Raw genomic sequence first — 6,361 nt, 5'->3', positions numbered from 1 at the left:
CGCAGTTGACCGCCACGAAGGGCTTGTCGCGGCGCGCCGAGAGCCGGTGCAGGTGGCGCGCGGCCAGCTCCTTGCCGGTGCCGCTGGCGCCGGTCAGCAGCACCGGGGTCGGCAGCGGCGCCAGCTTCTCGAGCATGGCGCGCACCGCCAGCATCGCCGGCGACTTGCCGAGGAGCTTGCCCGCCATGCTGCCGCCCGCGTGCAGCTCGTGGCGCAGGAGCGTGTTGTCGCGGCGCAGGAAGCGGCGGTCGAGCGCGCGCGCCACGGCCCCGAGGATCTGGTTGGCGCGGAACGGCTTCAGGACGAAATCGCTCACGCCGATCCGCAGCGCCGCGATGGCGGTGTCGAGATCGGCGTAGGCGGTGATCAGGATGGTTTCGGCGAACAGCCCCTTGCGGTACTGCTCCTCGAGCCAGTCGAGCCCGGTGCGGCCCGGCATGATGTTGTCGACGATGACGAGGTCGTAATGGCCGTCGTCGAGTTTCTTCGACGCCTCGCCGGGCGAGCCCGCCTGCTCGACGCGCTTGACCCGCGACCCGAGGATCTTGGTGAGGAAGTTGCGCATCCCCGGCTCGTCGTCCACGACGAGGATCGAGGCCCCGCGCAGCTTGCCGCCGTAGTCATCCTTGTCGGTCATGCCGTCACCGGACCCTTCCGGTCAGTCCAGCCGGACGTTCGGGCTCGAGAACACGTCCTGAGACGAGAAGTCGAGCATGTGGAGCCCGTAATAGGCCCCCACGCCGATGATGATGATTGCGGCAAAGCCGCTGAGCATGGCTTTCATCAGTAGCACCCTTTCGAGGGGAGATAGGTATCGGGAGGCGAAGCGGAAGGGCCCCGAGGGGCCCTCGCCGCCCTATTCGGCCGGGGTGCGGATCTTGCCCGGCTTTTCCTCCTCGAGGTGTTCGAGCCAGAGCGAGTGGTGCTGGTGCGCCCAGTTGCGGTCGACCAGCCCCGAGCCCATGGCGTCGTAGGCGCCTTCCATGCCCAGCGTGCCGATGTAGATGTGGCCGAGGATCACGGCCATCATCAGGAAGGCCACGATGGCGTGCCAGAGCTGCGCGAACTGCATCTCTTCCTGCGGCGCAAGCGTCACCGGCAGCGGATCGAAGCCGAACCAGCCCGGGACGCCGATGTTGTTGATGACGTCGAAGGTGTGCGCGAAGAGCGGCATCTGGAAGGGGAAGAGCAGCGACAGGCCCGAGACCGACACCGAGGCGCCGAGCACGATCACCGACCAGAAGATGATCTTCTGACCCGCGTTGAACTTCTTGGCGGGCGGGTGCTTGTCGCCGATGATGCCACCGGCCTGCGCGAACCAGGTGATGTCGGTGCGGTCCGGGATGTTGTGCCAGATCCACATCACGAAGACGATGATCAGCGCGATCATGAAGGCCCAGCTGACGTTGTCGTGGATGAACTTCGAACCGGTGAGCAGCACCGAGTTGACCTCGTGCCCGAAAGCCGGGATCAGGTACTTGCGGCCGAAGAGGCTGAAGAGCCCGGTGAAGCCCAGCAGCAGGAACGAGCCGGCAAGCACCCAGTGCGCCATGCGCTCGATGAACTTGAAGCGCAGCACCAGCGTGCCGTCCTTGCCGCCGTCGATGCGGATGCGGCCGCGGATCAGGAAGAACACCGCGAGCACCGCGATGGTGCCGAGCAGCAGCCAGCCGCCGTAGGTGCGCAGCTCGTTCTTGCGCAGGTTTTCCCACCACATGCCGCCGGTCTGCACCAGCACGTCGCCGTTGGGGTTGAGCGTGGTGTTGCGGATGTCGGCGTCGTTGAAGCGGATCTGGCGCCAGATGTCGGCATCCGAGGCGCCGCCGAGCGGACCCATGCCGGGCGCGTTCAGCGCGTCGCCGCCAAGATCCTCGCTGCGGATCGGGTTGGCGGGCTCTTCGCCGCGCTGGCGGGCAAGGATGTCCTCGAGCGTCTGGCGCCCGGTGGCGGTGGCGGACCCGTCGTCGACGCTGGTGCCCGCGATGGGGTCGGGCGCGGTCGGGTCGGTCTGCGCGGCCGCCGGGAGGGGCAGCGCCAGCAGGGTCAGGGTGAGTAGTGCCATCAGATGGCGGAGCATGGGGGGTCTCCCTGGCATGTCGGTCAGGGCCGCGCGGTCCCGGTCCGGCAGAACGCGGTGCGGCAGGTCTCTCGGGGGCGGAATACTCCCGCCATTGTCGGTCACGTCACGCGGCGGGAACCGCGCGGGAAGCAAGGCGACCGGGCGGGAGATCCCGCCCGGTCCGATCCGTCAGATCAGGGTGCCTTCTTCTCGTAGGCGGTGCCCCAGCCCCAGGCGCCCGAGCCGAAGCCGCGGGCCACCACGCGCTCGCGGTAGATCGACGACACCATGTCGCCGTCCCCCGCCAGCAGGGCCTTGGTCGAGCACATCTCGGCGCAGATCGGCAGCTTGCCTTCCGCGATCCGGTTCCGACCGTACTTGCGGAACTCGGCTTCCGAGCCGTTCTCTTCGGGGCCGCCGTTGCAGAAGGTACACTTGTCCATCTTGCCGCGGCTGCCGAAGTTGCCCGCCTGCGGGTACTGCGGCGCGCCGAAGGGGCAGGCGTAGAAGCAGTAGCCGCAGCCGATGCACAGGTCCTTGGAGTGCAGGACCACGCCTTCGTCGGTCTGGTAGAAGCAGTCCACCGGGCAGACCGCCATGCAGGGTGCATCCGAGCAGTGCATGCAGGCGACCGAGATCGATCGTTCGCCGGGCTTGCCGTCCTCGATGGTCACCACGCGGCGGCGGTTGATGCCCCACGGAACCTCGTGCTCGTTCTTGCAGGCGGTGACGCAGGCGTTGCACTCGATGCAGCGTTCCGCGTCGCAGAGAAATTTAGCGCGTGCCATGTGTATCTCTCCTTACGCCGGCATGATCTTGCAGAGGGTGGCCTTGGTTTCCTGCATCATGGTCACCGAGTCATAGCCGTAGGTCTGCGCCGTGTTGGTGCTTTCGCCCAGCACGATCGGGTCGGCCCCGTCTGGGTACTTGGACCGCAGGTCCTTGCCCTCCATGTAGCCGCCGAAGTGGAAGGGCATGAAGGCAACGCCCTCGCCCACCCGCTCGGTGACCATGGCCATCACGCGGACGCGCCCGCCTTCCGGACCCTCGACCCAGCACTGGGCCCCGTCACGCACACCGAGGTTGTTGGCATCGCGCGGGTTGATCTCGATGAACATGTTCTGCTGAAGCTCGGCCAGCCAGGGGTTGGACCGGGTTTCATCGCCGCCACCCTCGTATTCGACCAGACGGCCGGAGGTGAGAATGATCGGGTAGTCCTTCGAGAAGTCGTTCTTCTGGATCGACGCATAAAGCGTCGGCACCCGCCAGAACGTGCGGTCGTCGTAGGTGGGGTAGTCCTGCACGAGGTCGCGCCGGTTGGTGTAGAGCGGCTCGCGGTGGACAGGCACGGGGTCTGGGAAGGTCCAGACCACGCAGCGCGCCTTGGCGTTGCCGTAGGGGGCGCAGCCATGGGCGATGGCAACGCGCTGGATGCCGCCCGACAGGTCGGTCTTCCAGTTGACGCCGCCGATCTGCTCGGCCCAGTCCGACGGGTACGGCCCGGTCTGCGATTGCTCGCCGAGGTCGGTGTCGGTTTCCGGACGCGCGTCGATGTAACCGGCGACATATTCGATCATCCGCCGCTCGTAGGGCGTCAGGTCGCCGTCCCAGCCAAGATCGATGAGCATCTGCATGGTGAACTCGGGGTACCCGTCCTGGATCTCCGAGCCGACCGGGTAGGAGCCCTCGGCCAGCAGGTTGTCGCCATCCCGCTCGACGCCGAAGCGCGCCCGGAACGGCAGGCCGCCCTCGGCCACCGGCAGCGACTGGTCGTAGAGGTTCGCCGAGCCCGGGTGGTTCATGTCGGCGGTGCCCCAGCAGGGCCACGGCATGCCGTAGAAGTCACCGTCGGCGGGCCCGCCATTGGCGCGCAGCGTCGTCTTGTCGAAGGTGTGCTGGTTCTCCATGTGCAGCTTGAGCCGCTCCGGGCTCTGCCCGGTGTAGCCGATGGTCCACATGCCCCTGTTGAACTCGCGGGTGATGCTCTCGATGCTGGGAGTCTCGTCGTCCTCCATCTCGATATTGCGCAGCATCCGGTCGGCGAAACCGAACTTCTTCGCGAACTTCGTCATGATGATGTGGTCGGGAAGCGACTCGAACAGCGGCGCCACCACCTGCTCGCGCCATTGCAGCGAACGGTTGGAGGCGGTCACCGACCCGCGCGTCTCGAACTGGGTCGAGGCGGGCAGCAGGTAGACGCCGTCGGTGCGGTCGTTCATCACCGCCGAGACCGTCGGGAACGGGTCCACCACGACCAGCAGGTCGAGCTTTTCCATCGCCGTCTTCATCTCTTTCAGGCGGGTCTGCGAGTTGGGCGCGTGGCCCCAGAACACCATAGCCCGGGTGTTGTCCGGCTGCTCGATATTCTCCTTGGCTTCGAGGACGCCGTCGATCCAGCGCGAGACGGTGATGCCCGAAAGGCCCATCATCTCCTTGTCCTTGCCGTCCTTGCCCTTCATCGTGGCAAAGCGGCCCTTGAGCCAGTCGAGATCCTCGCCCCAGACGCGGGCCCAGTGGGCCCAGGCCCCGGCGGTCAGGCCGTAGTAGCCCGGCAGCGTGTCGGCGAGAACGCCAAGGTCGGTCGCCCCCTGCACGTTGTCGTGGCCGCGGAAGATGTTGGTGCCGCCGCCCGCGACGCCCATGTTCCCCAGCGCGAGCTGGAGGATGCAGTAGGCGCGGGTGTTGTTGTTGCCGTTGGTGTGCTGGGTGCCGCCCATGCACCAGATCAGGGTGCCGGGACGGTTGTTGGCCAGCGTGCGAGCGACGCGCGCGACCTGGCTTTCCGGCACGCCGGTGACGCGCTCGACCTCATCGGGGGTCCAGCGGGCGACCTCGGTCCGGATCTCGTCCATCCCCCAGACGCGGGTGCGCAGGAATTCCTGATCTTCCCAGCCGTTCTCGAAGATGTGCCACAGGATGCCCCAGACCAGCGCCACGTCCGAGCCCGGACGGAACCGCACGTATTCGTCCGCGTGGGCGGCGGTGCGGGTGAAGCGCGGGTCGCAGACGATCAGCGGAGCGTTGTTCTGCTCCTTCGCCTTCAGCACGTGCTGCAGCGAGACCGGGTGCGCCTCGGCCGGGTTGCCGCCGATGATGAAAATCGAGCGGCTGTTGTGGATGTCGTTGTAGCTGTTGGTCATGGCGCCGTAGCCCCATGTGTTCGCAACGCCCGCAACGGTGGTCGAGTGACAGATCCGCGCCTGGTGGTCGACGTTGTTCGTGCCCCAGTAGGCGGCGAACTTGCGGAACAGGTAGGCCTGTTCGTTGGAGTGCTTCGCCGATCCCAGCCAGTAGACGGAATCCGGGCCGCTCTCCTCGCGGATCTTCAGCATCTGGTCGCCGATCTCGTCGATCGCCTGCTCCCAGCTGATGCGCTGCCATTCGCCCCCGACCTTCTTCATCGGGTACTTCAGGCGGCGCTCGCCGTGGGCGTGCTCGCGGACCGACGCGCCCTTGGCGCAGTGCGAGCCGAGGTTGAACGGGCTGTCCCAGCCGGGCTCCTGCCCGATCCAGACGCCGTCCTGCACCTCGGCGATGACCGTGCAGCCCACCGAGCAGTGGGTGCAGACGGACTTCTTCACCTCGATGGTGCCGCCGGTTGCGGCGGTGGCCGCGGTTGCCTGTTTCACGGTGCCGCCTGTCGCGGCAATGGCGGCAAGGCCGCCGATGGCCAGCCCCGAGCCGCGCAGGAACGCGCGGCGGTCGACCGAGGCATTGGCCACGTCAGACAGGATACTTGTCCGCTGGGGGCGTCTCGCAACCCCGTTGGTCTTTTTCCTCAACATGGTTTTCACTCCCTGAGCACAGGAACTGGGCCCTGCGCCGTGGTGGCTATCGTTTGGCGATCACAGTCGGGCGTTTCGCAACCAGTCGTATCTCGCCGGGTCGTCTCGGGTCCGGAGGCCGGGCCGTCTGTCGTCTCGTGGCCCGCGGCAACCGCGGGCGGGCCGCCTCAGAACCGTGCGGCGGCGTAGTAGGCGCGGGTGTGGGCCGTGTCCTGCATCTTGTCCGAGGACAGATCGGGCTCGGCCGGGGCCGCGTTGGCCTCGGATCCCGCGGTCGCGACGGCCACGGCCGCCGCCGGCGCCACGGTGCCGGCCAGTTTGAGGAAATCGCGGCGGCTGCTGCCTTCGGTCTTTCCGGTCATGAGAGTCCTCCCTTGCTGGTTGCTCCCGGTGAATGGCGCCGAGGCGCCCCTTATGCGCGCGGCGATCAACCCGCGCTCATGCGAAATGCCTCGGACTCGATGGCCATGAAGCAGCGGCCCACGGTGCCCACGGGCACGTAGAAGACCGAGTTCTT

At 67.2% G+C, this 6,361-nt stretch carries 6 protein-coding genes and 1 pseudogene; all 7 read right to left on the bottom strand.

Going from position 1 to position 6,361, the window contains the following annotated elements:
• On the bottom strand, positions 1–637 hold a 637-nt coding region (locus HC022_RS16785), incomplete at its 3' end, for a sigma-54 dependent transcriptional regulator (RefSeq protein WP_167453196.1).
• Positions 638–658: 21 nt separating this feature from the next.
• A complete protein-coding gene (locus HC022_RS29700) occupies positions 659–784 on the bottom strand; it encodes a hypothetical protein (RefSeq protein ID WP_008887964.1) in 126 nt (41 codons plus the stop codon).
• Positions 785–856: 72 nt separating this feature from the next.
• Entirely contained in the window at positions 857–2,077 is a 1,221-nt protein-coding gene (locus HC022_RS16780; protein WP_167453195.1) for a formate dehydrogenase subunit gamma, read from the bottom strand.
• Positions 2,078–2,253: 176 nt separating this feature from the next.
• Positions 2,254–2,847, bottom strand: coding sequence for a formate dehydrogenase FDH3 subunit beta (gene fdh3B / locus HC022_RS16775; protein WP_008887940.1), 594 nt, complete (start codon positions 2,845–2,847; stop codon positions 2,254–2,256).
• Positions 2,848–2,859: 12 nt separating this feature from the next.
• Positions 2,860–5,844, bottom strand: a complete 2,985-nt coding sequence (locus HC022_RS16770; protein ID WP_167453194.1) for a formate dehydrogenase subunit alpha — start codon at positions 5,842–5,844, stop codon at positions 2,860–2,862.
• Between the two features lie 167 nt (positions 5,845–6,011).
• Entirely contained in the window at positions 6,012–6,206 is a 195-nt protein-coding gene (locus tag HC022_RS16765; RefSeq protein WP_008888009.1) for a twin-arginine translocation signal domain-containing protein, read from the bottom strand.
• 65 nt (positions 6,207–6,271) lie between these two features.
• Positions 6,272–6,361 (bottom strand): annotated as a pseudogene (locus HC022_RS29255) (molecular chaperone TorD); the annotation flags it as partial.

The organism is Salipiger sp. HF18, from assembly GCF_011806505.1.
In the GTDB taxonomy this organism is placed as follows: Bacteria; Pseudomonadota; Alphaproteobacteria; order Rhodobacterales; family Rhodobacteraceae; genus Salipiger; species Salipiger thiooxidans.
This window is presented reverse-complemented; position numbering and strand designations above follow the sequence as displayed.